General features: G+C 45.2%; 37 protein-coding genes. 2 read left to right on the top strand and 35 right to left on the bottom strand.

Translation table 11 applies throughout. The annotated features are described in order from the left end of the window. Window positions 1-23: 23 nt before the first annotated feature. The 35 genes from rpsD to kefG all read right to left on the bottom strand — a co-directional run bounded on the left by rpsD (window position 24) and on the right by kefG (window position 22,685). Window positions 24-644 carry a 30S ribosomal protein S4 gene (gene rpsD / locus MCT08_RS03270; RefSeq protein ID WP_053309508.1) on the bottom strand — a complete coding sequence of 207 codons (621 nt, stop codon included), beginning with the start codon at window positions 642-644 and terminating at the stop codon, window positions 24-26. A 27-nt stretch (window positions 645-671) separates the two neighbouring features. Beyond that, a complete protein-coding gene (gene rpsK, locus MCT08_RS03265; RefSeq protein WP_001118870.1) occupies window positions 672-1,061 on the bottom strand; it encodes a 30S ribosomal protein S11 in 390 nt (129 codons plus the stop codon). Between the two features lie 18 nt (window positions 1,062-1,079). Further along, a complete protein-coding gene (rpsM, locus tag MCT08_RS03260; protein WP_053309509.1) occupies window positions 1,080-1,436 on the bottom strand; it encodes a 30S ribosomal protein S13 in 357 nt (118 codons plus the stop codon). Between the two features lie 147 nt (window positions 1,437-1,583). After that, a complete protein-coding gene (rpmJ, locus tag MCT08_RS03255; RefSeq protein WP_000868186.1) occupies window positions 1,584-1,697 on the bottom strand; it encodes a 50S ribosomal protein L36 in 114 nt (37 codons plus the stop codon). 27 nt (window positions 1,698-1,724) lie between these two features. Beyond that, window positions 1,725-3,059, bottom strand: coding sequence for a preprotein translocase subunit SecY (gene secY, locus MCT08_RS03250; RefSeq protein ID WP_053309510.1), 1,335 nt, complete (start codon window positions 3,057-3,059; stop codon window positions 1,725-1,727). A 20-nt stretch (window positions 3,060-3,079) separates the two neighbouring features. Continuing rightward, window positions 3,080-3,514 (bottom strand): 50S ribosomal protein L15, encoded by a 435-nt coding sequence (rplO, locus tag MCT08_RS03245; RefSeq protein ID WP_053309511.1) that lies wholly within the window; start codon window positions 3,512-3,514, stop codon window positions 3,080-3,082. 5 nt (window positions 3,515-3,519) lie between these two features. Continuing rightward, a complete protein-coding gene (rpmD, locus tag MCT08_RS03240; RefSeq protein ID WP_004398455.1) occupies window positions 3,520-3,696 on the bottom strand; it encodes a 50S ribosomal protein L30 in 177 nt (58 codons plus the stop codon). A 7-nt stretch (window positions 3,697-3,703) separates the two neighbouring features. Further along, complete coding sequence (gene rpsE / locus MCT08_RS03235; RefSeq protein ID WP_053309512.1) at window positions 3,704-4,204, bottom strand: 30S ribosomal protein S5; 501 nt, start codon at window positions 4,202-4,204, stop codon at window positions 3,704-3,706. 14 nt (window positions 4,205-4,218) lie between these two features. Further along, entirely contained in the window at window positions 4,219-4,572 is a 354-nt protein-coding gene (gene rplR, locus MCT08_RS03230) for a 50S ribosomal protein L18 (protein ID WP_053309513.1), read from the bottom strand. Window positions 4,573-4,581: 9 nt separating this feature from the next. After that, window positions 4,582-5,115 (bottom strand): 50S ribosomal protein L6, encoded by a 534-nt coding sequence (gene rplF / locus MCT08_RS03225; protein ID WP_053309514.1) that lies wholly within the window; start codon window positions 5,113-5,115, stop codon window positions 4,582-4,584. 10 nt (window positions 5,116-5,125) lie between these two features. Further along, window positions 5,126-5,518 carry a 30S ribosomal protein S8 gene (gene rpsH, locus MCT08_RS03220; RefSeq protein WP_053309515.1) on the bottom strand — a complete coding sequence of 131 codons (393 nt, stop codon included), beginning with the start codon at window positions 5,516-5,518 and terminating at the stop codon, window positions 5,126-5,128. Between the two features lie 29 nt (window positions 5,519-5,547). After that, window positions 5,548-5,853 (bottom strand): 30S ribosomal protein S14, encoded by a 306-nt coding sequence (rpsN, locus tag MCT08_RS03215; RefSeq protein WP_053309516.1) that lies wholly within the window; start codon window positions 5,851-5,853, stop codon window positions 5,548-5,550. A gap of 17 nt (window positions 5,854-5,870) precedes the next feature. Continuing rightward, entirely contained in the window at window positions 5,871-6,410 is a 540-nt protein-coding gene (gene rplE / locus MCT08_RS03210) for a 50S ribosomal protein L5 (RefSeq protein ID WP_053309517.1), read from the bottom strand. A 14-nt stretch (window positions 6,411-6,424) separates the two neighbouring features. Next, a complete protein-coding gene (gene rplX, locus MCT08_RS03205) occupies window positions 6,425-6,739 on the bottom strand; it encodes a 50S ribosomal protein L24 (protein WP_053309518.1) in 315 nt (104 codons plus the stop codon). 12 nt (window positions 6,740-6,751) lie between these two features. Next, on the bottom strand, window positions 6,752-7,123 hold the full coding sequence (gene rplN, locus MCT08_RS03200) for a 50S ribosomal protein L14 (protein WP_053309519.1): 372 nt from the start codon (window positions 7,121-7,123) through the stop codon (window positions 6,752-6,754). Between the two features lie 160 nt (window positions 7,124-7,283). Then, window positions 7,284-7,538, bottom strand: a complete 255-nt coding sequence (rpsQ, locus tag MCT08_RS03195) for a 30S ribosomal protein S17 (RefSeq protein ID WP_053309520.1) — start codon at window positions 7,536-7,538, stop codon at window positions 7,284-7,286. Continuing rightward, complete coding sequence (rpmC, locus tag MCT08_RS03190) at window positions 7,538-7,729, bottom strand: 50S ribosomal protein L29 (RefSeq protein WP_010318766.1); 192 nt, start codon at window positions 7,727-7,729, stop codon at window positions 7,538-7,540. Before rpmC ends, rpsQ begins: the two co-directional genes overlap by 1 nt. Next, window positions 7,729-8,139: a 50S ribosomal protein L16 gene (gene rplP / locus MCT08_RS03185; RefSeq protein WP_010318765.1), complete on the bottom strand. Its 411-nt coding sequence runs from the start codon at window positions 8,137-8,139 to the stop codon at window positions 7,729-7,731. The genes rpmC and rplP overlap by 1 nt, the downstream gene beginning before the upstream one ends. Window positions 8,140-8,150: 11 nt before the next feature. Beyond that, window positions 8,151-8,849 carry a 30S ribosomal protein S3 gene (rpsC, locus tag MCT08_RS03180; RefSeq protein ID WP_053309521.1) on the bottom strand — a complete coding sequence of 233 codons (699 nt, stop codon included), beginning with the start codon at window positions 8,847-8,849 and terminating at the stop codon, window positions 8,151-8,153. A gap of 17 nt (window positions 8,850-8,866) precedes the next feature. Continuing rightward, a complete protein-coding gene (gene rplV / locus MCT08_RS03175) occupies window positions 8,867-9,199 on the bottom strand; it encodes a 50S ribosomal protein L22 (RefSeq protein ID WP_053309522.1) in 333 nt (110 codons plus the stop codon). Window positions 9,200-9,209: 10 nt separating this feature from the next. After that, complete coding sequence (gene rpsS / locus MCT08_RS03170; RefSeq protein WP_010318762.1) at window positions 9,210-9,488, bottom strand: 30S ribosomal protein S19; 279 nt, start codon at window positions 9,486-9,488, stop codon at window positions 9,210-9,212. Between the two features lie 20 nt (window positions 9,489-9,508). After that, a complete protein-coding gene (rplB, locus tag MCT08_RS03165; protein WP_053309524.1) occupies window positions 9,509-10,333 on the bottom strand; it encodes a 50S ribosomal protein L2 in 825 nt (274 codons plus the stop codon). A gap of 16 nt (window positions 10,334-10,349) precedes the next feature. Next, window positions 10,350-10,652, bottom strand: a complete 303-nt coding sequence (gene rplW / locus MCT08_RS03160; protein WP_053309525.1) for a 50S ribosomal protein L23 — start codon at window positions 10,650-10,652, stop codon at window positions 10,350-10,352. Next, entirely contained in the window at window positions 10,649-11,251 is a 603-nt protein-coding gene (rplD, locus tag MCT08_RS03155) for a 50S ribosomal protein L4 (RefSeq protein ID WP_053309526.1), read from the bottom strand. Before rplD ends, rplW begins: the two co-directional genes overlap by 4 nt. Before the next feature lie 16 nt (window positions 11,252-11,267). Next, the gene (gene rplC, locus MCT08_RS03150) at window positions 11,268-11,897 is read right to left on the bottom strand and encodes a 50S ribosomal protein L3 (protein WP_053309527.1); all 630 of its coding nucleotides are present in this window, start codon (window positions 11,895-11,897) and stop codon (window positions 11,268-11,270) included. A gap of 14 nt (window positions 11,898-11,911) precedes the next feature. Continuing rightward, window positions 11,912-12,223 carry a 30S ribosomal protein S10 gene (rpsJ, locus tag MCT08_RS03145; RefSeq protein WP_001181007.1) on the bottom strand — a complete coding sequence of 104 codons (312 nt, stop codon included), beginning with the start codon at window positions 12,221-12,223 and terminating at the stop codon, window positions 11,912-11,914. Between the two features lie 392 nt (window positions 12,224-12,615). Next, window positions 12,616-13,356: a 23S rRNA (guanosine(2251)-2'-O)-methyltransferase RlmB gene (gene rlmB, locus MCT08_RS03140; protein ID WP_172531857.1), complete on the bottom strand. Its 741-nt coding sequence runs from the start codon at window positions 13,354-13,356 to the stop codon at window positions 12,616-12,618. 17 nt (window positions 13,357-13,373) lie between these two features. Then, window positions 13,374-15,824: a ribonuclease R gene (gene rnr, locus MCT08_RS03135; RefSeq protein ID WP_053309529.1), complete on the bottom strand. Its 2,451-nt coding sequence runs from the start codon at window positions 15,822-15,824 to the stop codon at window positions 13,374-13,376. Window positions 15,825-15,956: 132 nt separating this feature from the next. Beyond that, window positions 15,957-16,592, bottom strand: a complete 636-nt coding sequence (gene motX / locus MCT08_RS03130; RefSeq protein WP_053309530.1) for a flagellar protein MotX — start codon at window positions 16,590-16,592, stop codon at window positions 15,957-15,959. Window positions 16,593-16,811: 219 nt separating this feature from the next. Then, window positions 16,812-18,128, bottom strand: a complete 1,317-nt coding sequence (locus MCT08_RS03125; RefSeq protein WP_053309531.1) for an adenylosuccinate synthase — start codon at window positions 18,126-18,128, stop codon at window positions 16,812-16,814. 129 nt (window positions 18,129-18,257) lie between these two features. Then, window positions 18,258-19,199: an isoaspartyl peptidase/L-asparaginase family protein gene (locus tag MCT08_RS03120; protein ID WP_274677881.1), complete on the bottom strand. Its 942-nt coding sequence runs from the start codon at window positions 19,197-19,199 to the stop codon at window positions 18,258-18,260. Window positions 19,200-19,379: 180 nt separating this feature from the next. Further along, window positions 19,380-19,985, bottom strand: a complete 606-nt coding sequence (gene slyD / locus MCT08_RS03115; protein ID WP_053309533.1) for a peptidylprolyl isomerase — start codon at window positions 19,983-19,985, stop codon at window positions 19,380-19,382. A gap of 95 nt (window positions 19,986-20,080) precedes the next feature. Further along, entirely contained in the window at window positions 20,081-20,281 is a 201-nt protein-coding gene (locus MCT08_RS03110) for a YheV family putative zinc ribbon protein (protein WP_053309534.1), read from the bottom strand. A 30-nt stretch (window positions 20,282-20,311) separates the two neighbouring features. After that, window positions 20,312-22,114, bottom strand: coding sequence for a glutathione-regulated potassium-efflux system protein KefB (kefB, locus tag MCT08_RS03105; protein ID WP_274677879.1), 1,803 nt, complete (start codon window positions 22,112-22,114; stop codon window positions 20,312-20,314). Beyond that, window positions 22,095-22,685, bottom strand: a complete 591-nt coding sequence (kefG, locus tag MCT08_RS03100) for a glutathione-regulated potassium-efflux system ancillary protein KefG (protein WP_053309536.1) — start codon at window positions 22,683-22,685, stop codon at window positions 22,095-22,097. Before kefG ends, kefB begins: the two co-directional genes overlap by 20 nt. A gap of 132 nt (window positions 22,686-22,817) precedes the next feature. Here kefG and MCT08_RS03095 point away from each other — a divergent pair, with 132 nt between their 5' ends. Together MCT08_RS03095 and MCT08_RS03090 are read left to right on the top strand one after the other, a co-directional pair. Beyond that, window positions 22,818-24,737: an ABC transporter ATP-binding protein gene (locus MCT08_RS03095; RefSeq protein ID WP_274677878.1), complete on the top strand. Its 1,920-nt coding sequence runs from the start codon at window positions 22,818-22,820 to the stop codon at window positions 24,735-24,737. Window position 24,738: 1 nt separating this feature from the next. Beyond that, window positions 24,739-25,218, top strand: coding sequence for a TIGR02444 family protein (locus tag MCT08_RS03090; RefSeq protein ID WP_053309538.1), 480 nt, complete (start codon window positions 24,739-24,741; stop codon window positions 25,216-25,218). Window positions 25,219-25,259: the final 41 nt, after the last annotated feature.

Genomic DNA, 25,259 nt, shown 5'->3' with positions numbered 1-25,259 from the left:
TGTGTCCTCTCTTTAGTTTAACCTTACTTAGAGTAAAGCTCGACGATCAATTGTTCGTTGATATCAGCTGATAGATCAGAACGCTCAGGCATACGCTTGAATGTACCTTCCATCTGGCCAGCATCTACTTCAATCCAAGTTGGTTTTTCGCGTTGTTCAGCAACTTCTAGAGCCGCTTTGATGCGAGATTGCTTTTTAGCTTTCTCACGGATTGCAACAACGTCGTTAGCCGTAACATTGAAAGAAGGAACGTTTACAACTTTACCGTTTACTACGATAGCTTTATGGCTAACTAGCTGACGTGCTTCTGCGCGAGTTGCGCCAAAGCCCATGCGGTAAACTACGTTATCAAGACGACCTTCAAGAAGCTGAAGCAGGTTTTCACCTGTGTTGCCTTTAAGGCGTGCAGCTTCTTTGTAGTAGTTACGGAATTGTTTTTCTAGAACGCCGTAGATACGACGAACTTTTTGCTTCTCACGAAGCTGAACACCGTACTCAGATAGACGACCGCGACGAGCGCCGTGTACACCTGGTGCGTTGTCAATTTTACACTTGGTATCAATCGCACGAATGCCAGACTTAAGGAACAAGTCAGTACCTTCGCGGCGGCTAAGCTTTAGCTTAGGACCCAAATATCTTGCCATGATCTTTCTCCAATCTTCCTAGAAACGTTATACGCGACGTTTCTTAGGTGGACGACAACCGTTATGAGGGATTGGTGTCGCATCAACAATGTTAGTGATACGGAAACCAGCAGCGTTCAGTGCGCGAACAGTAGATTCACGACCTGGACCTGGACCCTTAACCATAACCTCTAGGTTCTTTAGGCCGTATTCTTTAGCCATTTCAGCACAACGTTCTGCAGCAACCTGTGCAGCGAACGGAGTAGACTTACGAGAACCGCGGAAACCAGAACCACCAGCAGTAGCCCATGCTAGAGCATTACCTTGACGGTCTGTGATAGTTACGATTGTGTTATTGAAAGATGCATGGATGTGCGCTACGCCATCAGCAACTTGCTTGCGTACACGCTTACGTGCGCGAGTTGGTTGTTTTGCCATTGTACTCTACCCTTCCGACTATTTCTTGATCGGCTTACGCGGACCCTTACGGGTGCGAGCGTTGGTTTTAGTACGCTGTCCACGTAGTGGTAGACTGCGACGATGACGAAGACCACGGTAACAACCAAGGTCCATAAGACGCTTGATGTTCATGGAAACTTCACGACGAAGATCACCCTCTACAGTGTATTTAGCTACACCATCACGCAGTTGATCGATCTGCTCTTCAGTTAGTTCACTGATCTTAACACTTTCAGCAATACCCAAATCAGCTAGGATAGCTTGAGAACGGGTTTTACCGATACCGTAGATTGCAGTTAATGCAATCACAGCATGCTTTTGATCAGGAATGTTAATGCCTGCTATACGGGCCACTATTCACTCCTAGTACTTATATAAGAAATTATCCGCAGCAGAGCCCGTCGAGGATACGCTGCGGCATACTACTTCTTTTGCACGCAAAAGGTAGGCCGAGGAATATACTCGACCAACCTTTAGATTTCAAGTAAAAATTTCTGCTAATTAGCCTTGGCGCTGTTTATGCTTTGGCTCACTGCAAATCACACGAACGACACCGTTACGCTTGATTACTTTACAGTTACGACAGATTTTTTTAACGGAAGCACGAACTTTCATTGCTAAACTCCGTAATTGAACCTGATATTAACGACCGTAGCCTTTCAGGTTCGCTTTTTTCAACACAGAATCATACTGTTGGGACATCATATGAGTCTGTACCTGTGCCATAAAGTCCATAATAACCACTACTACAATCAGTAGTGATGTGCCGCCAAAGTAGAAACGTACGTTCCAAGCGACCATCATGAACTCGGGAATCAGACAGATAAAGGTAATGTATAGTGCACCCGCTAGGGTTAATCTAGTCATTACTTTATCAATGTATCTCGCTGTCTGCTCACCTGGGCGGATGCCGGGTACGAATGCACCGGACTTCTTCAGATTATCTGCTGTTTCACGAGGATTAAACACCAACGCTGTATAAAAGAAACAGAAGAAAATTATTGCTGCTGCATAAAGCATAACATACAAAGGTTGGCCTGGGCTAAGAGCCAAAGACACATCAGTTAGCCAACCGAATGTGCTGCTCTCACCATTTTGACCAAACCATTGTGCTAATGTTCCTGGGAACAAAATAATGCTTGATGCAAAAATCGCTGGTATTACACCCGCCATATTAATTTTCAATGGTAGGTGTGTACTTTGCGCTGCAAAAACCTTACGACCTTGTTGACGCTTCGCATAGTTAACGACGATTCGACGCTGACCACGCTCCATGAAAACTACGAAGTAGATAACAGCAAAAGCAATTACCGCGATTAACAACAGAAGAAGTACATGCAATTCACCTTGACGCGCTTGCTCGATTGTTTGTCCGACTGCCTGTGGCAATCCAGCAACAATACCTGCAAAAATTAGCAATGAAATACCATTACCAATTCCTCGCTCTGTAATTTGTTCACCTAACCACATTAGGAACATGGTACCAGTTACTAAACTTACGGTAGCAATAAGCGTAAACATGGTTTGGTTGATAACAACCAGATTGTCGACCATGTTTGGTAAGCCTGTTGCAATACCAATAGCTTGGAATGTTGCAAGTACAAGCGTGCCGTAGCGTGTATATTGGCTTATCTTACGACGGCCTGCTTCACCCTCTTTCTTGAGTTCCGCTAACGCTGGATGAACTACAGTTAGCAATTGGACAACAATTGACGCCGAAATATACGGCATGATGCCCAATGCTAAGATAGATGCACGCGAAAGAGCACCACCGGAGAACATGTTAAACATTTCAACGATGGTACCTTTTTGCTGTTCGAACAAATCGGCAAGTACAGCTGCGTCAATACCAGGAATCGGCACAAAAGAGCCGGCTCGGAATACTAAAAGTGCACCAATTACGAATAATAAGCGCGACTTTAGTTCACTTAAGCCGCTCTGAGCACTACGAAAATCTTGTCCTGGTTTCTTAGCCATCTGTACCTCGTTCCTCGAGATTATTCCTCGATTTTACCGCCTGCAGCTTCGATTGCAGCTTTAGCGCCTTTTGTCACGCGCAGACCTTTAACAGTCACAGCTTTGCTAATTTCACCAGAAAGAACAACTTTAACGTTCTCGATGTTCTTAGTGATTAGGTTAGCAGCTTTAAGGCTGTTTAGATCTACTACGTCACCAGTTACTTTCGCTAGCTCAGCTAGACGAATTTCAGCAGACACTAGGCTCTTACGAGAAGTGAAACCGAATTTTGGTAGACGTTGTTTTAGAGGCATCTGACCGCCTTCAAAACCTGGACGAACTTTACCGCCAGAACGTGACTTTTGACCTTTATGGCCACGGCCACCAGTTTTACCTAGGCCTGAACCGATACCACGGCCTAAACGCTTCTTAGAAGGCTTAGAACCCGCAGCCGGTGATAGAGTATTCAAACGCATTCTGATTACTCCTCAACTTTAACCATGTAGTAAACCTTGTTGATCATACCGCGTACACACGGAGTATCTTCAAGTTCTACTGTATGGTTGATACGACGAAGACCTAAACCACGCAAAGTTGCTTTATGCTTTGGTAGACGGCCAATTGAGCTTTTAGTTTGAGTTACTTTAATAGTTGCCATCGTGTGCTTACTCCGAAATAGATTCAACAGTTAGACCACGTTTAGCAGCAACCATTTCTGGCGACTTCACATCTACTAGACCAGCAACTGTTGCGCGAACAACGTTGATTGGGTTTGTAGAACCGTACGCTTTCGCAAGTACGTTATGTACACCGGCAACTTCAAGTACAGCACGCATCGCACCACCGGCGATAACACCTGTACCTTCTGCAGCTGGCTGCATGTAAACTTTAGAGCCCGAGTGACGACCTTTCACCGCGTGGTGAAGAGTGCCTTCGTTAAGAGCGATAGTAACCATGTTACGACGCGCTTTTTCCATTGCTTTTTGAATCGCAGCAGGTACTTCACGGGCTTTACCGTAACCGAAACCTACGCGACCATTACCGTCACCAACTACAGTTAGCGCAGTAAAGCTCATGATTCGACCACCTTTAACCGTCTTAGATACACGGTTAACAGCGATTAGCTTTTCTTGCAAATCACTAGCTTGTTGTTGTTCTTTAGCCATCTTCCAACCCTACCTTAGAATTTCAGACCAGCTTCGCGAGCAGATTCTGCTAGCGCCGCTACTCGACCGTGGTATTGGAAACCAGAACGATCAAACGCAACTGCTGACACGCCTTTTTCAAGAGCACGTTCTGCAATAGCTTTACCTACTGCTTTAGCTGCGTCTACGTTACCGGTGTTCTTAACTTGCTCACGGATCGCTTTTTCTACAGTAGAAGCTGCTGCGATAACCTCAGAGCCGTTTGATGCGATAACCTGAGCGTACACGTGACGAGGAGTACGGTGTACTACTAGGCGAGTTGCACCCAGTTCAGCAATCTTACGACGTGCGCGTGTAGCACGACGGATGCGAGATGCTTTCTTATCCATAGTGTTACCTTACTTCTTCTTAGCTTCTTTAGTACGCACATTTTCATCTGCGTAACGAACACCTTTACCTTTATAAGGCTCAGGCTCACGGTAAGAACGAATGTCAGCCGCAACTTGACCAACTAATTGCTTATCACAACCAGTTAGAACAATTTCAGTTTGGCTAGGACATTCAGCTTTAATACCCGCTGGGAGTTCATGCTCAACAGGGTGTGAGAAACCTAAAGTTAGGCCAACTGCGTTGCCTTTGATAGCAGCACGGTAACCAACACCTTTAAGAACAAGCTTTTTAGTAAAGCCTGCAGTAACACCCACAACCATGTTGTTTACTAGTGCACGAGCAGTACCTGCTTGTGCCCAAGCGTTAGCAACACCTTCACGAGGACCGAAAGTAAGGTTGTTTTCTTCTTGTGCAATAACTACGCCGTTGTGTAGAACGCGAGTCAGCTCACCTTGAACACCTTTTACAGTGATTTCTTGGCCGTTTAGTTTCACCTCTACGCCAGCTGGAATAGCGACAGGTGCTTTAGCAACACGAGACATATCCTACTCCTTAAGCTACGTAGCAGATGATTTCACCACCAAGACCTGCTTTGCGAGCAGCACGGTCAGACATCAGACCCTTGGAAGTGGACACTACAGCAACACCCATACCGCCCATCACTGATGGTAACGCGTTATTTTTCTTATAAACGCGTAGACCAGGACGTGAAACACGTTGGATTTGCTCGATTACTGGTTTAGCTTGGAAGTACTTAAGAGTAACTTCTAGCTCAGGTTTTGCTTCGCCTTCAACAGCGAAATCAGCGATATAACCTTCAGCTTTAAGCAGTGCAGCAATTGCAACTTTAAGCTTTGAAGAAGGCATTTTTACAGCAACTTTGTTTGCTGCCTGACCGTTACGAATGCGGGTCAGCATATCCGAAATCGGATCTTGCATGCTCATAAGATTTACTCCAAATGATTAAGTGGCAATTACCAGCTAGCCTTACGAAGTCCAGGAATCTCGCCTTTCATGCAAGCTTCGCGAACTTTGATGCGGCTTAGACCGAACTTACGTAGGTAACCGTGTGGACGACCAGTTTGGTTGCAACGGTTGCGCTGACGTGAAGCACTTGAATCACGTGGAAGAGCTTGCAGCTTAAGAACTGCATTCCAACGATCTTCTTCAGATGCGTTTACATCGCTGATGATAGCTTTTAACGCAGAACGCTTTTCAGCGAACTTAGCTACTAGCTTTGCACGTTTAACTTCACGTGCTTTCATTGATTGTTTAGCCATAACAGTAACCCTTCACCTTACTTACGGAATGGGAAGTTAAAGGCAGCCAGCAGAGCACGGCCTTCCTCATCAGTACCAGCAGAAGTCGTGATAGTAATATCAAGACCACGTACACGATCTACTTTATCGTAGTCGATTTCTGGGAAGATGATTTGCTCACGAACGCCCATGCTGTAGTTACCACGACCGTCAAAAGACTTCGCGCTAACGCCACGGAAATCACGTACACGTGGAAGTGCAATAGAGATTAAACGCTCTAAGAAATCCCACATACGTTCGCCACGCAAGGTTACTTTACAACCAATTGGGTAGCCTTCACGAATTTTGAAACCTGCAACAGATTTACGAGCTTTAGTGATCAGTGGTTTTTGACCAGAGATCGTAGCCATATCAGATGCTGCATTTTCTAATAGTTTCTTATCGTTGATTGCTTCACCAACGCCCATGTTTAGGGTGATTTTCTCAATCCTAGGGACTTGCATGACGCTTGTGTAGCTGAACTCTTTGGTAAGCTCAGCGACTACAGACGACTTGTAGTAATCATGCAGTTTCGCCATAGTAGAACTCCAAATTACTTAATTGTTTCACCGTTAGACTTGAAGAAACGCACTTTTTTGCCTTCTTCAAAACGGAAACCGATACGGTCCGCTTTACCAGTTGCTTCATTGAAGATTGCAACGTTAGAAGCATCAATAGCTGCTTCTTGTTCAACGATGCCACCTTGTTGACCTAGAGCCGGAACCGGCTTTTGGTGTTTCTTAACAAGGTTGATACCTTCTACGATAACTTTACCAGTTACGAGAACCTTAGTTACTTTACCTTTCTTGCCTTTATCTTTACCAGCAAGAACGATTACTTCGTCGTTACGACGGATTTTAGCTGCCATGTGTGCCGCTCCTTACAGAACTTCAGGTGCTAGTGACACGATTTTCATGAATTTCGCATTACGAAGTTCACGAGTCACTGGACCAAAGATACGTGTACCGATAGGTTGCTCTGACGTGTTGTTCAACAATACGCAAGCATTACGGTCGAAGCGAATGACAGAACCGTCTGGACGACGTACGCCTTTACGGGTGCGAACTACCACCGCCTTCAGTACATCACCTTTTTTAACTTTACCGCGAGGAATTGCTTCCTTCACTGTAACTTTGATGATGTCACCGATATGTGCGTAACGGCGGTGAGAGCCACCCAGAACCTTAATACACATTACCTTGCGCGCGCCTGAGTTATCAGCTGCATCAAGTGTACTTTGCATTTGGATCATTGTTAGTGCTCCGCTAAATATTAAAACTAGACCCTCTCGGGTCGGGCTGCCTCTTTAAAAGGGACGCGAATTGTACCACCCTTTTTTTCAATTGGGTAGACAAAAAATAAACGGCTCCAAAAAAACTTTGGAGCCGTTTAAAATCATAGTATTACGATGATTACATCTTCGCTTTTTCTACGACTTTAACCAAAGTCCAAGATTTAGTCTTAGACAATGGACGACACTCACGAATTTCAACAGTATCGCCTAGGCCACACTCGTTGTTTTCGTCATGTGCGTGTACTTTAGTCGTGCGCTTTACGAATTTACCGTAAATTGGGTGTTTCACCATGCGCTCGATAGCAACAACGATAGACTTATCCATCTTGTCGCTAACAACACGACCTAGTTGAGTACGAGATTTGTCGCTCATTATTCGCCTGCCTTCTCAGTCAAAACAGTTTTCACACGTGCGATATCACGGCGTACAGCTTTCAAAGTATGAGTTTGCTGTAGTTGACCAGTTGCAGCTTGCATGCGCAAGTTGAACTGTTCACGTAGCAAATTCAATAGCTCAGCGTTAAGCTCTTCAGCGCTTTTTGCGCGTAGATCTAGTGCTTTCATCACATCACCTGTTTAATTACGAATGTAGTTTTGAATGGCAGTTTGCGAGCCGCTAGGCGGAACGCTTCACGTGCCAATTCTTCAGGTACACCGTCCATTTCGTACATAACCTTACCAGGTTGGATTTGGGCTACCCAGTACTCAACGTTACCTTTACCCTTACCTTGACGAACTTCTAGTGGTTTTTCTGTGATTGGCTTATCTGGGAACACACGGATCCAGATTTTACCTTGACGCTTAACGTGACGTGTCATTGCACGACGTGCCGCTTCGATCTGACGAGCAGTTAGACGACCACGTCCAACGGCTTTAAGACCAAATGTACCGAAGCTTACGTCAGTACCTTTAGCTAGACCGCGGTTGCGACCAGTATGAACCTTACGGAACTTAGTGCGTTTAGGTTGTAGCATCAGTCGACTCCTTACTTACGGCCTTTACGCTGCTTCTTAGGCTTATCAGCCTTTGGCTCAACAGCGTTTGCAGCTGGCATACCACCAAGGATTTCGCCCTTGAAGATCCAAACTTTAACGCCGATCACACCGTATTGAGTGTGAGCCGAAGAAGTTGCGTAATCAATGTCAGCACGTAGAGTGTGTAGAGGCACACGGCCTTCACGGTACCACTCTGAACGTGCAATTTCAGCGCCGCCTAGACGACCGCTTACTTCCACTTTGATACCTTTAGCGCCTAGACGCATAGCGTTTTGTACTGCGCGCTTCATAGCACGACGGAACATAACGCGACGCTCTAGTTGAGACGCGATGCTATCAGCCACTAATTGACCGTCTAGCTCAGGCTTACGTACTTCAGCGATATTAATTTGCGCTGGTACACCTGCGATTTTAGCTACAGCAGTGCGTAGCTTCTCAACGTCTTCACCTTTCTTACCGATAACAACGCCTGGACGAGCTGTGTGAATAGTCACACGAATGCTCTTAGCAGGACGCTCGATAACGATGCGTGATAGAGACGCTTTTGAAAGTTCCTTCGTTAGGAACTGACGTACCTTGAAGTCGCCGTCTAGGTTGTCAGCGAAATCTTTGGTGTTAGCAAACCATGTAGCATTCCAAGGCTTAACGATGCCAAGACGAATACCATTAGGATGTACTTTCTGACCCATTGCTTACTCTCCTAGTCTCAAGCGTCTGCTACAACAACAGTGATGTGGCTTGAACGCTTCAAGATACGATCCGCACGACCTTTAGCACGAGGCATAATACGCTTCATGGTAGGGCCCTCATCTACGAAGATTTTAGCGACATTAAGATCGTCGATATCTGCACCTTCGTTGTGTTCTGCGTTAGCGATAGCTGACTCTAGAACTTTCTTCACTAGTACAGCAGCTTTTTTGTTGCTGAACGTTAGAATTTCTAGAGCTTGATCCACAGACTTACCACGGATTAGATCTGCAACTAAGCGAGCTTTCTGAGGCGAAATGCGAGCAAAGTTATGTTTAGCAATAGCTTCCATTATTTACTCCTTAGCGCTTCTTAGCTTTCTTATCCGCAGCGTGACCACGGTAAGTACGAGTTGGTGCGAATTCGCCCAGTTTGTGACCGATCATTTCATCAGTTACAAATACTGGTACGTGCTGACGACCATTATGGACAGCGATGGTCAAACCAATCATTGATGGAATGATCATTGAACGACGGGACCAAGTCTTAATAGGCTTTTTGTCTCCGCTTTCCACCGCTTTCTCTACCTTCTTCAGCAAGTGTAGGTCAATAAATGGACCTTTCTTGAGAGAACGTGGCATGGCTTATCCTCTTATATAGATTACTTATTACGACGACGTACGATGTACTTGTCGGTGCGTTTGTTCTTACGAGTCTTGAAGCCCTTAGTAGGCATGCCCCAAGGAGAAACTGGGTGACGACCACCAGATGTGCGGCCTTCACCACCACCGTGTGGGTGATCCACCGGGTTCATTACTACACCACGTACGGTTGGACGTACGCCGCGCCAGCGTGAAGCACCAGCTTTACCAAGTTCACGTAGCATATGCTCAGAGTTACCAACTTCACCGATTGTTGCACGGCCTTCAGAAAGTACTTTGCGCATTTCGCCAGAACGTAGACGGATAGTTACGTATGCACCGTCGCGAGCGACAAGTTGAGCATAAGCACCAGCCGAACGAGCTAGCTGTGCACCTTTACCAGGTTTAAGTTCAACACAGTGAATAGTAGAACCTACTGGGATGTTGCGCATTGGCAGAGTGTTACCTGCTTTAATTGGCGCATCAACACCAGATTGGATCTGGTCACCGGCTTGAACACCTTTAGGTGCAATGATGTAACGACGCTCACCGTCTGCGTACAGAACTAGAGCGATATTTGCGCTACGGTTTGGATCGTATTCTAGGCGCTCAACTTTCGCTGGGATGCCATCTTTAGTACGTTTGAAATCGATCAAACGGTAGTGTTGCTTGTGACCACCACCGATGTGACGTACTGTGATACGACCGTTGTTGTTACGACCACCATTTTTAGAGTTTTTCTCTAAAAGAGGTGCGTACGGCTTGCCCTTGTGTAGGTCAGCGTTAACAACTTTAACAACGTGACGACGACCAGGGGAAGTCGGCTTACATTTAACAATAGCCATTATTCAACTACTCCTGTTATTCCGCGCCGCCAACAAAGTCAAGATCTTGACCTTCTTTCAAAGTCACATACGCTTTCTTAACGTCGCTGCGGCGACCTTGGCGTAGACCTTGACGTTTGGTCTTACCCTTAGTGATAAGAGTATTTACAGACTTAACTTCAACTTCAAATAGCTTTTCTACAGCTGCTTTGATCTCTTTTTTAGTAGCATCTTTTGATACTTTGAAAACGATAGTGTTCGCTTTCTCAGCAGTCATCGTTGCTTTTTCAGAGATGTGCGGTGCACGTAGAACTTTTAGTAGACGCTCTTCACTGATCATGCCAGCATCTCCTCAACTTGCTTAACTGCTTCTGCAGTCATTAGAACCTTGTCAAACGCGATTAGGCTTACTGGGTCAAGACCCGCTACGTCACGTGCGTCAACTTTGTATAGGTTACGAGCAGCTAAGAATAGATTCTCGTCTACTTCGCCAGTAACGATAAGTACATCGTTAAGCTCAAGCTCTTGAAGCTTAGCTACTAGCTCTTTAGTTTTTGGTGCTTCTACTGAGAAGTTATCAACAACGATTAGACGCTCTTGACGAACTAGCTCAGAAAGAATGCTCTTCATAGCACCACGGTACATTTTTTTGTTTACTTTTTGGCTGTGATCTTGTGGTTTCGCAGCAAAAGTAACACCACCTGTACGCCAGATTGGGCTACGAATAGTACCAGCACGTGCACGGCCAGTACCTTTTTGACGCCATGGCTTAGCGCCACCGCCAGAAACTTCTGAACGTGTCTTTTGAGCACGAGTACCTTGACGAGCACCTGCTGCATACGCAACAACTACTTGGTGTACAAGGGCTTCGTTGAACTCACGTCCGAAAGTAGTTTCGGAAACAGTTAGTGCGTTAGCACCTTTAACCATCAATTCCATTACTTACTCCTAGACGTTATGCTTTAACAGCTGGTTTGACGATCACGTTAGCGCCTGTTGAGCCTGGTACTGCACCTTTAATAAGAAGCAGATTACGCTCAGCGTCAACACGTACGATCTCTAGGTTTTGAGTCGTTACACGCTCAGCACCCATGTGACCCGCCATTTTCTTGCCTTTAAACACGCGACCTGGAGTTTGACATTGGCCAATTGAACCCGGTGCACGGTGAGACAAAGAGTTACCGTGAGTCATATCTTGAGTACGGAAGTTCCAGCGCTTAACAGCACCTTGGAAGCCTTTACCCTTAGATGTACCAGTAACGTCTACTTTTTTAACTTCATTGAAAAGTTCTACAGTTAGCTCAGCGCCAACTTCAAACTCTTCACCGTTTTCTAAACGGAATTCCCAAAGACCGCGACCTGCTTCAACACCAGCTTTCGCAAAGTGACCAGCTTCAGGTTTAGTTACACGGTTAGCTTTCTTAGCACCAGTAGTGATCTGGATTGCTGCGTAGCCGTCTGTCTCAAGAGTTTTAACTTGAGAAATACGGTTCGCTTCAACCTCAACAACAGTTACTGGGATAGAAACGCCTTCTTCAGTAAATACGCGGGTCATACCCACTTTACGTCCGACTAGACCAATCATTATTCTAATCTCCCTTAACCTAGGCTGATTTGTACATCAACGCCAGCAGCTAGATCTAGACGCATCAATGCGTCAACAGTTTTATCTGTTGGCTCAACGATGTCGATTAGACGTTTGTGAGTACGGATTTCGTACTGGTCACGAGCATCTTTGTTGACGTGTGGAGAGATAAGAACAGTGAAACGCTCTTTACGAGTAGGTAGTGGAATAGGACCACGAACCTGTGCGCCGGTACGTTTTGCTGTTTCAACGATTTCCGCTGTAGAAGCATCGATTAGTTTGTAATCGAAAGCTTTTAGGCGGATACGGATACGTTGGTTCTGCATGAGACAGAGCTCCAATAATTAAAAATTACACAAACAATATCGCCACTCAAACTCGTTAAAACGAGAGAATGCCGATTGATTTATGTGAAACCGTAGTGCCAAAATTAGGCACATTGTCAGCTAATTTTCTATTAACTTTATTCCATTACGATAACGCAACAGGAGCTAATTGTATTAACTGCGAACATAAGCTGAGTATACGTTACTAAACTAACAGCTAGGTCAGTTTACTCCTCACTGCTCATTGGTTCACAACCGGATTTAACCAGTGCGGTGCATTATACAGATCACAGTTTCACATGCAAGTACTGTGTGAAAATTATCCGTGATTATTTTTTGACCAATAAAAAGGCACCACAGTCGATGCCTTCTTACCGATACTATGGGTAAGGTTATGCGGTTTGTCTCTGTCTGACAGCTTCAAATAGACAAATACCTGAAGCCACCGAAACATTTAAGCTTGAAACACTGCCCGACATTGGGATTTTAATCAAATCATCACAGGTTTCACGGGTTAAACGACGCATGCCATCTCCTTCCGCCCCCATAACGATAGCTAGCGGACCAGTAAGCTTTGCCTGATAAATATCATGCGTGGCTTCACCGGCAGTCCCCACAAACCAAACCCCTTGTTCTTGCAAGGCTCGCATGGTTCTCGCTAAGTTTGTCACGCGCACTAGTGGTACGGTTTCTGCTGCTCCACACGCGACTTTACTGACTGTCGCAGTCATTGGGGCTGACCTATCTTTTGGCACAATAACCGCAGCCACACCTGCAGCGTCAGCATTTCGCAAACAGGCACCAAGATTATGTGGGTCAGTCACGCCATCTAGCACTAAGATCAATGGTTGCTCATGTTTGGAAAGAATTTCATCCAGATCATGTTCATTCAACTGTTTCGCTGGTTTTACTCGAGCGATCAATCCTTGATGGTTTGCTCCATGTGCTTTGTCATCTAACGCTTTGCGTCCCATTTGCTGAATAGAAACACCGCAATGTTGCAATTCATTGAGCAAAGGAAGGAGGCGCTCATCTTGACGCCCTTTCAGCACAAACGCTTCAATTAGACGTGCTGGATCATTTTCTAGCACTGCACTTACGGCGTGAATCCCGTAAATAAATTCGTTACTCATGGTCTACCTATCAATCATTATTTTTTGGCGCGAGTCTTGGTCGTTTTGGCTCGTGGTTTATCTTTACGCGCTTTATCTGTTTTTGCCTTCTTGCGCTTTGGCTTGTTGCTTGGGCTTACTTTGTCATCAGGGCGCTTGGTTGGCTCGACTAATGGAACCGCTTTTGCGCCTTTGGTTGAGGCTGCTTTTTTGCCTCTAGCCTTTTCACGTGCTTCTGTTGCCCGTTTCTTCGCCGTTTTACCTTCACCGCGTAGCTTACGGCTAGTTCCAACTAATTCAAAGTCGATTTGACGATCATCAAGGTTCACCGACAACACTTTCACTTTAACAGCATCGCCTAAACGGTAGATATTACCGAAGCTTTCACCGATTAATCGTTGTCCCATCGGGTCAAATTGATAGTAGTCATTCGCTAAACTTGAAATATGAACCAAACCATCAATATGCAGTTCAGTCAAACGCACAAAGAAACCAAAGCCAGTTACATTAGCAATTACCCCATCAAGTTCTTCACCCACATGGTCTTGCATGTATTCGCATTTTAGCCAATCAGAGACTTCGCGGGTCGCATCGTCGGCACGACGTTCGGTCGTAGAACATTGCTCACCATAATAATCCATATCATCAAATGAATAATGGAAACCACCAGTTGGTGTCCAGCGATCGGTATGAGTGCCCGATTCTTTCGCAATTAGATATTTAATCGCTCGGTGCAGCAATAGATCAGGGTAACGGCGAATTGGTGACGTAAAGTGTGCATAACGTTTTAACGCTAAACCAAAGTGACCACAGTTATCAGCATTATAGACCGCTTGCTTCATTGAGCGAAGAAGCATGGTTTGGATAAGTTCTTTATCTTGGCGCTCACCAATCTGTTTCATTAAATTGGCATAATCGGTTGGAGATGGAGTCAACCCACCCTCAAGGCTAAGGCCCAACTCACCTAAGAAATCACGGAACCCCATCAAACGCTCTTCTCCTGGGGATTCATGAATACGGTACAACGCAGGCTCTTTGGCTTTTTCAACCAAAGTCGCAGAAGCAATATTGGCTAAGATCATACATTCTTCAATGATCTTGTGAGCATCGTTACGGATAACCGGTTCGATGCTTTCAATTTTACGCTCCGCGTTGAAGATGAATTTCGTTTCAACCGTTTCAAATTCAATACCACCTCGTTCATCGCGAGCCTGCTTCAACACTTTATACATAGTGTGTAGCTCTTCAAGATGCGGAATGAGAGGTTGGTAGCGTTCACGAAGTTCTTCATCCCCCTCTAAAATCGCACTCACTTTGTTGTAAGTCAGGCGAGCATGAGAGTTCATCACCGCTTCATAATGTTTATAGCCGGAAATTTTACCACTTGCAGAGATGGTCATTTCACACACCATACATAAGCGGTCTACTTGTGGATTCAATGAACACAAACCATTAGATAGCACTTCAGGCAACATTGGGACGACTTGTGATGGGAAATAAACTGAGTTACCACGGTTGATTGCTTCTTTATCTAACGCTGTATCTGGGCGTACATAATAACTGACATCTGCAATGGCCACCCATAAACGCCATCCACCGCCTTTTTTCGCTTCACAATATACGGCGTCATCAAAGTCACGCGCATCTTCGCCATCAATTGTCACTAGCGGTAATTGACGGACATCAACCCGACCTTGTTTTGCTTTTTCTGGTACTTCTTCACCAAGGTGCTCTACTTGCTTCAATACTTCGGTAGGCCATTCGTGTGGAATTTGGTGGGTGCGGATCGCAATTTGCGTTTCCATACCAGGTGCCATATTTTCGCCTAACACTTCAACCACTTTCCCTGTCATTCCACGTGTACGTGCGCCGCGGTCTGTAATCTCCATCACAACAACATTCCCCATACGAGCTCCGCCTCTGTGCTCATTGGGAATAAGAATATCTTGTGTGATGCGAGAATCATCAGGAACTACATACGCATAACCGTGCTCTAGGAAAAAACGTCCTACAAGCTGAGATTTACGTTCTTCCAACACGCGAACCAAACGCCCTTCTTTTCTACCACGCTTGTCAGTACCCGTTGGCTGAACCAATACATAATCGCCGTGGATGATGGTGCGCATCTGGTGGTGGGGCAACAGAATGTCGTTATCTTTACCAGTGCTGCCATCCGGACGAATCCAGCCATGTCCATCTTTATGCCCGATCACATAACCTTTTATCATTTCTAGTTTGTCAGGTAAGGCGTAGCATTGGCGACGAGTAAATACCAACTGACCATCACGCTCCATAGCACGCAAACGGCGGCGTAATCCTTCGTACTGCTCTTCTCCAGACAAACCTAACGCTTCAAAAAGATCGTTACGGTTCATCGGTACATTAGCTTTCGTCAGGAACTCGAGAATAAATTCTCGGCTGGGGATTGGATTTTCGTAATTGCTAGATTCTCGATCAGCAAAGGGATCGTTATTGATAATTTCAGACATAGGCAGACCTGCTAAAGCAAGGAAGAGATAACAAGAGTATAACTGACTCAGGAAAGAAGGCACAGCAGCGTATTGATTATTAAACAATATCGCCCAAGCATTACGTTGGGCGATATTAGAGAAGAATGAGTGCTACCAGAATGTATCGCGCCGCTTAGCGCGTGCAATAATATTATCAGGCATACGCAGCTCAAGCCCTTGGCGAAGCATTGAAATGCGGGTATGAGTTCTTTGATCGGCCGTGACAGAGTTATATAGCCAGCGATACGCATCTTCGTAATCTAATGGGCTGCCATAATCACGCAGCAGTAATTCTGCCAAATGAATTCGCGCATTGATATTGCCCATGGCTGCTGCTTCGCGCAGGTACGGGATCGCCCGTTCTTTATCTTGTTGAACAAGTGTTCCACGAGAATAGTAGCGCCCTAGCTGCTCTAGCGCTACGGGTAAGCCTTGGTGGGCAGCATTTTCCATATAGTACAAGCCAAGCTCAACATCTTGGTCAACACACACTCCCCACGCCAACATATCACCATACAAAAATTCGTAAGATGGCAGGTTAATGCGAGTGGCACGTGCCACGATATCTTCCACTAACTGGCAGTTATCAGCTTTAACTTGTTCTAAATGTTTATTTTGCTCAATTAACTTGATTAACTCAGCTTCGGTGTAAATAGGGACTGGCTCACCCACTTCCGCCACATTTGCATGACTCAAGGATGAGTTCAGCGCCAAAAACAATGAAGCTGCTACCATTCGTAGCTTCATACCTGCACTCTTTAATTTATGTCGATAGCCTTAAAATTATAGCCACTAATCGTTATAGGGCGGGGCTTGATAACTTTATCGGCGATAACGGCAAACTCTTTAGACAAAATTTGCCGTTAGTCGGCAATTTTCTGCCATATCGAGTTCAAAATATCATCATTACCGACATAAAAAAACCGACTTTAAAAGTCGGTTTTAAAAACGTTTATCTATCAACCATTAAACTGAAAATGGGTGAACTTTGATAATGGTTTCGTTACGATCAGGACCCGTTGAAATGATATCAATTGGCACACCAGTCAGTTCTTCAATACGTTTGATGTAATCAAGAGCCGCTTGAGGAAGGGCATCAATTGATTTAGCACCGAAAGTATTTTCAGACCAACCAGGCATTGTTTCGTAAATTGGCGTTACTTTTTCGTATGCATCAGCAGCCATTGGCGAAACTTCTAGTACAGAGCCATCTTCCATCTGGTAACCAGTACAGATTTTTAGCTCTTCTAGTCCATCTAGCACATCTAGCTTAGTTAGACAGAAACCAGTTACAGAGTTGATTTGAATTGCACGACGCATAGCGACAGCATCAAACCAACCAGTACGACGTAGACGACCAGTAGTTGCACCAAACTCGTGACCAACCGTACCTAGATGCTTACCAACTGGGTCTTGCTTATCTAGACCATCGTATAGTTCTGTTGGGAATGGACCAGCACCAACACGTGTGCAGTATGCTTTTGCAATACCTAGGATATAACCTAGGTGACGAGGACCAAAACCAGAACCTGCAGCAACACCACCAGCCGTCGTGTTCGAAGACGTTACGTATGGGTAAGTACCATGGTCGATATCAAGAAGTGTACCTTGCGCACCTTCAAACATGATCTTGTCGCCGCGCTTACGAGCTGCGTCTAGTTCGTCAGTAACGTCGATAACCATCGAAGTCAGTAGATCAGCATAACCTTTAGCTTGCTCAAGTACTTCTTCGTAGCTTACTGCTTCTGCCTTGTAGTAATTAACTAGTGCGAAGTTGTGGTATTCCATAACTTCTTTTAGTTTTTCAGCGAATGCAGCCATGTCGAATAGGTCACCAACGCGTAGACCGCGACGAGCAACTTTATCTTCATAAGCAGGGCCGATACCACGACCAGTCGTACCAATTGCTTTTTTACCACGAGCGGTTTCACGCGCTTGGTCAAGTGCGATGTGGTAAGGAAGAATTAGAGGACAAGCTTCAGAAATGAAAAGACGTTCGCGGACTGGAATACCACGCTCTTCTAAAGGCTTCATTTCTTTGATTAGTGCATCTGGAGAAAGAACAACACCGTTACCGATGATGCATTTCACTTTATTGCGAAGGATGCCGGATGGAATTAAATGAAGAACGGTTTTTTCACCGTCGATTACAAGAGTGTGACCCGCATTATGGCCGCCTTGATAGCGAACAACATATTTTGCATCTTCAGTTAAAAGGTCTACGATTTTACCTTTACCTTCGTCACCCCATTGGGTGCCTAGAACGACTACGTTATTTCCCATCTTTCCAAGTCTGATTGCTAGTTAAAAAAGGATTCTAGCACCGAATCACTTTCCTTGCAGTCATTTTTTAAGCATAAAAATGTCATAAAAAATGACTTTATAAATCATTCAGTTATTTAGGCATCTAACTTATTCATCTGAATAGATTTTTACGGTTAATTCACCATTGACATCAATACAAGCTCGGTACATTCCTGAGCTGTTCATTGCAAAATGGATATCACCTTGCCCATCGATAGCGATCAAACCACCCTCGCCTCCCATCGTTTTTAACTCGCCTTGGATGATGGTTTCACACGCGGTATGAACATCTTCTTTTAAATAACGCATCCTCGCTGCCACATCACCGGCAACCATTTTACGGATAAAGTATTCTCCCATGCCGGTGGTTGAAACCGCCACATTGCCATTTTCAGCTATCGTTCCAGCACCGATGATGGGGGAATCACCAACGCGACCAAATTTCTTATTAGTAATCCCCCCCGTACTTGTCGCTGCAGCGAGGTTACCTTGCTTATCTAAAGCGACGGCTCCTACTGTGCCAAATTTTTTGTCGTCAGGGTATTTAGATTCCGACAGTGCAAATTGATCATTGTCTTTCATCGCGACCAATTGTTCATAGCGCCGCTCGGTAAAAAAGTAGTCTTGTTCGATATATTGATAACCATTGGCAAAGGCAAACTCTTCCGCCCCATCACCAATTAAAAATACGTGTTCACTTGCTTTCATCACATCACGAGCCAACTCTGTAGGGTTTTTGATATGACGAATACCAGCAACCGCCCCCGCATCCATATGTTGACCGTGCATCACTGAAGCATCCATTTCAACCATCTCTTTATTGGTTAAAACGGCACCTTTACCCGCATTAAACAGCGGTGAGTCTTCAAGCACTTTCACTGCTTCAACCGTCGCATCCAGTGCATCACCACCTTCAGCTAACACTCGATACCCAGCACGAACAGAAGCTTCAAGCGTTGCTAAAATCTCGCATTTTAATGATTCACTCATTTGTTCACGAAGTATTGTTCCAGCGCCACCGTGGATAGCGATAGCAAAAGGTTGTGACATGATAATTCCTTTTCTGATGGTAAGCGTTCTAACACGAAACTGAGTATCAATATAGACAAGCTATAGATGAAAAAAAAGCGCTAATCGCTGACACGATTAACGCCTTACATTCAAAAAATATTAACTAGAGCATATTTACGCTTTCTCAACGAAAGTAGTGCGATGTAAACCGATCAAATATTAGTGTGAACCGCAACCACCGCCACCACAGCAGCCTTCTTTTTTCTCACCGTGGTTGTGACCATGGCCTTCGCCGCCACAACAACCACCTTCATGGTCATGATCGTGGTCATGGTCGTGTCCACCACAGCAACCGCCTTCTTCTTGATGAAGGTGACCATGTTCAACTTCCTCTTCTGTTGCTGCGCGCATCGCAACCACTTCAACATCAAAGGTTAGAGTTTGGCCAGCCAGCATGTGGTTACCGTCAACCACTACTTCATCGCCATCAACTTCTGTTACTTCAACAGGGATCGGACCTTGGTCGGTATCGGCAAGGAAACGCATGCCAACTTCAATTTGCTCAACACCTTGGAATACTTCAGCAGGCACACGTTGAACTAAGTCATCGTTGTGCTCACCGTATGCATCTTCAGGAGCGATAGTTGCCGTAAATTTATCGCCGACTACTTTGCCTTCCAATTGGTTTTCAAGACCTGTGATCAGGTTGTTGTGACCATGAAGGTAGTCAAGCGGTGCCTCAACAGTAGATTGGTCAACAACAATACCGTCTTCAAGTTTGACTTGGTAGGCAAGGCTTACAACTACGTTCTTTTCAATTTTCATAACAGCTCCAAGGAGTTTGGTTCCTAGGTTGTATGACTTAACCTAAGAATACGTTCAGTATGACGGTATTATGGGGATCTATTACAGAAACTCAATTATTCTGGTTTAAAAATACCAATCATCTCTTGCTTGGCATGTTCACTTTTTTCTACAGACTTGGGTTTGCGCTGCTCGTGATAGTCACATTCAACACATTCCACCAACTCTATATTGTTATCTACCCACCAGCGAAGTGTGTCTTGCGACTGGCATTTTGGGCAACTAGCCCCAGCGATGAAGCGTTTTTTCTGTTTCACGTTAAATCCTACGACTTATAATACTTTGAGTTATTGTTCCCAATAATGGCGAGACTGCCGGTCATTATCCATTTCTCGACCGAAAATTTCTTCCAATTCTTTACGCGCTTCTTTGGCCCGTAATGCAAGTTGTTTATCTTCATTATGTTGCGGTAATAGCTCTTTGAGCATAGCACTATCAAGTTTTCGAAAATGCGCTTCCGCACGCTTGGCTTGATAAGGGTGCATACCTAAATCAATCAAAGCTTGTCGCCCTAAATCCAGTGCGCCCAAGAAGGTTTCGCGAGAATATTTGTCCACACCATGGCTGAGCAGTTGATAGGCTTCCACTCGGCTGCGAGCCCTCGCCAATATTTTTAACTTGGGAAAATGTTGTTGGCACAGCTCGACGATTTTCACCACTTCATCAGGCGCATCAGTACAAATAACTATCGCTTCGGCTTCATCTGCACCAGCTGCACGTAACAGCTCGAGCTGAGTTGCATCACCGTAAAACACCTTATAACCGTATTTTCGCAGCAACTTTATTTGGCTCGCATCGCTTTCTAACACGGTAATTTTGATTTTGTTGGCATACATTAAACGCCCAACTATTTGCCCAAAACGCCCAAAACCAGCGATGATGACACGAGGCTCTTTATTCACCACATCAGATGTCATCTCCACCTCACTGGTCGTATTGAGTTTTCTTGCAAACCAACGTTTTTGTGCGCTCAGTAATAAAGGCGTCGTCACCATAGACAAACTCACTACGACCAATAAAAATGCAGACTGATCTGACTGCAACAAGCCTTCAGCACTTGCCGCCGTAAAAATAACAAAAGCAAACTCACCACCTTGGCTAAGAATCGCCGCCATTTTACTGCGCGCTTTAGCTCGAGTTCCCGACAAACGCGCCAACAGATACAAAATCAATCCTTTAGCTGTAACCAACCCCACTACCGCAAGTAGAATTTTAACGGGTTCAAGCGCCAACAACCCTAGATTGACCGCCATACCAACGGCAATAAAGAACAACCCAAGCAGCAAGCCTTTAAATGGCTCAATCGCAATTTCCAGTTCATGACGAAACTCGCTTTCAGCGAGCAGCACGCCCGCAAGGAAAGTACCTAACGCCATTGAAAGCCCTAATTGCTGCATCAACAGCGCAATGCCAATTACCAGCAATAGCGCAGCAACAGTGAATAGCTCTCGTACACCGCTGGCAACAATGTATCGAAACAAAGGGCTGAGCAGAAAATGGCCGCCAACCAGCAAACCAGCAATACCGCCAAACATCCACGCCACATCAAGCCAACTGCCAGCACCATTACCAGCAAGTACAGGTAACAACGCTAGCATCGGGATTACGGCAATATCTTGGAATAACAGTACTGCAAAACCAGATTGCCCGGTTTCACTGCGCGCGAGGCCTTGTTCATCAATCACCCGCAATGCAATAGCGGTAGAAGAGAGTGCCAACCCCATACCGATCACTAAACTGCTTTGCCATCCCACATCAAATGCATACGCGATACAAGCAATGAACAAAGTGCTAACCACAACCTGCGCCCCACCAAGCCCTAGAATTGGCCCGCGCATTTGCCATAATTTTTTAGGATTCAGCTCTAAGCCAATAAGAAACAGCAGTAACACTACGCCAAATTCAGCGAAGTGCAAAATTGCCTCCACATCATTGATTAGCCCAAGGCCCCACGGCCCAATGGCGACACCGGCTAACAAATAGCCCAATACGGAACCTAGCCCTGCTCTTTGAGCGATAGGAACGGCAACAACGGCTGCTGTGAGAAATACCACACTGCTTTGTAAAAAATCACTGGTGAGTGCTGCCATCCAACGCTCCTTGTGTGCTTAAAGGGTTTAGCAACCAGTTACGGTACTCTTGTGCATGTTGATAGCGCTCTGTATCACTCACATTACGAGCCCAGTAAAGCACTAGCGGCTCCATCCAATTCATGCAGCATAACGCTGCGGTTAACTCGAAGGGTTGCAGAATCTGGTCAAGTGGATATTTGTTGTACCCTTTCTCATCAAACGCATCTTGTTTACCGCCAGTGGTAATGACACTGCGCCAATATTTACCATGCAGTGCTGTCTTGTTGCCGAAAGCAAATCCTTTGGTTAAGACACGGTCAAACCATTCCTTTAATAAAGCAGGACACGAATACATATAAAGAGGATGCTGAAAAACAATTACGTCATGGCCAAGCAACCGTTGCTGCTCAGCTGTGACATCAATAAAAAAATCTGGATACGTTGCATACAAATCATGCACGGTAACGTGTTGCAATGAAGAGATACCATGCAGCATGGTTTGGTTGGCGATCGAATTGAGCGGCTCAGGGTGTGCGTAAATCACCAAGACTTTGGGTGTTGAGTGGCAAGAGGGTATTGTCTCAGTCATTCCTTTGCTGTGCCCCGATAGTTATCAACATGTTACTAAGCATCATAACGCAATTTGCATAATGATCGACATTTATCCTTATCACCCTTACTATTCCACGCGATAACATTTCGATATGAAAAATAGATTTTTATGATTACCTTCTCTGATATTCAATTACTACGCGGCGGAAAACCGTTGCTTGAGCAAGCTTCGGCTACTATTCATCCCGGTGATAAAGTTGGCTTGGTCGGAAAAAATGGCTGTGGTAAGTCCACATTATTTGCCCTGCTTAAAGATGAGCTATCGATTGATGCAGGCTCATTCAGTAAACCTGCTTATTGGGAACTGGCATGGGTCGCGCAGGAAACGCCGGCTCTTGAGCGTAATGCCATTGAATATGTGATCGATGGTGATCGTGAATATCGCGCGCTAGAAAAACAACTCATCGAAGCAGAGCTGGCGGATAAAGGCACTTTAGTCGCCGAATTACACGGCAAAATTGAAACCATTGGCGGCTATAGCATTCGTGCCCGCGCCTCTGAATTACTTGATGGTCTCGGTTTTAGCCAAGAGCAAATGGGCTGGGATTTAACCCAATTTTCCGGTGGCTGGCGTATGCGTCTAAACTTAGCGCAAGCGCTATTGTGCCGCTCTGATTTACTGCTACTCGACGAACCAACCAACCACTTAGATTTAGACGCTGTAATGTGGCTAGAACGCTGGTTACAAAGCTACCCAGGCACATTAGTTTTGATTTCCCACGACCGAGACTTTTTGGATCCTATCGTAGGGCGCATTATCCATATCGAAAATCAAACCATGAACGAATACACCGGTAACTATTCATCGTTTGAAAATCAGCGTGCGCAGAAATTGATCTTGCAACAAGCCATGTTCCAAAAGCAGCAAAAGCAAATGGCGCATATGCAAAGCTATATTGATCGCTTCCGTTATAAAGCCTCGAAAGCTCGTCAAGCGCAAAGTCGTATTAAAGCATTAGAGCGAATGGAAAAAGTGCTACCTGCACAGTTTGATAACCCATTCAGTTTCGAATTTCGAGAACCGTCAGCCCTACCAAACCCAATTATGATGATGGATGAGGTTTATGCTGGTTATGGGGATAACTTAATTCTTGAGAAAATTCGCCTCAACCTAGTCCCTGGCAGTCGTATCGGGCTGCTTGGGCGTAATGGCGCTGGTAAATCGACCCTGATCAAATTGTTGTCAGGGGAGCTAAAACCACAAGGTGGCGATCTCACCTATTCTCAAGGGGTTAACATTGGCTACTTTGCTCAGCATCAACTGGAAACCCTGCACCCACAAGAAACACCGTTGCAGCATATGATGCAAATTGCGCCAGACAAAAATGAACTGGAGTTGCGTAACTACCTCGGTAGTTTTGGCTTTCAGGGCGATAAAGCACTGGAGAAAGTCGCGCCTTTCTCTGGTGGTGAAAAAGCACGCTTGGTTTTGGCACTGATCGTTTGGCAAAAACCAAACTTATTACTACTTGATGAACCAACCAACCACCTAGATTTAGACATGCGCCAAGCGTTGACGTTTGCCCTGCAAACTTTTGAAGGTGCCATGGTTATCGTCAGCCATGACCGCTACTTACTGCGCGCCACAACCGATGATTTGTACCTAGTGCACGATCGCCAAGTTGCCCCTTTTGATGGTGACTTATCAGACTACTACAAATGGTTAACCGAGCAGCAAAAAGCAGAGCGAAGAGAAGCACAATCTCAGCAGCCCGCCAAAGATAGCAGCAATAGCGCCGCAGCGAAGAAAGATCAAAAACGCCGTGAAGCGGAGTTTCGTAAACAAACCGCACCAATTCGCAAAAAACTGACACAACTTGAAGATAAAATGGATAAGTTGAATGCCTCACTGGCACAAGCTGAAGAGCAATTATCCGACACTTCGCTGTATGAAGCTGAAAATAAGGCTAAACTTACAGAAGTTCTCGCCCTTCAAGCTAGTAGTAAATCGGCACTTGAAGAGGTCGAAATGGAATGGATGGCAGAGCAAGAAATCCTTGAACAGCTAGAACAGGAATTCAGTAGTTAACATGAGTAAAGAGCACGTACGAATATCTCTCACATTAGAGCGCCTGTGGCAATTCAGTTTGCAATATTACAGTGTGCGCGAAGTGAAAGAAGCGTGCTTAAGCTTACAGAATAACTACCACGGTAATGTAAACTTGTTGCTTCTTTTAAAATGGCTCGACGAGCAACAAGTTTCTTTTGCTGAGCACCATTGGCAAACCGTACAAGATTGCCTTAGCCGCTCTGAAACCTTGCTTCATAGCTACCGAGACTTACGTCGCCGACTAAAAACGAACCTACCAGACACCCTATATCGTGAAGCCCTGCAATTCGAATTACAGCTCGAAAAGCAGCAACAGTCTGATTTAGTCGACTGCATCAACGCATTACCATTAGCAAATAATACTGGTCAGCCTCTCACACAACGCTACTGCCGCTTATTGGCTGCTGAACATCTGTGTCGTGCATTCGCTGAACCAGCACCACAATCTGGAAAAGCATAACCCAGCGAATTATCTGTTTCGTGTATACTCTTTCGTATCCT

It is taken from the genome of Vibrio aestuarianus (assembly GCF_028858425.1).
GTDB classification, from domain to species: domain Bacteria; phylum Pseudomonadota; class Gammaproteobacteria; order Enterobacterales; family Vibrionaceae; genus Vibrio; species Vibrio aestuarianus.
Note: the sequence above shows the minus strand (reverse complement) of the source record. Positions and strands in the feature narration are given on the sequence as shown.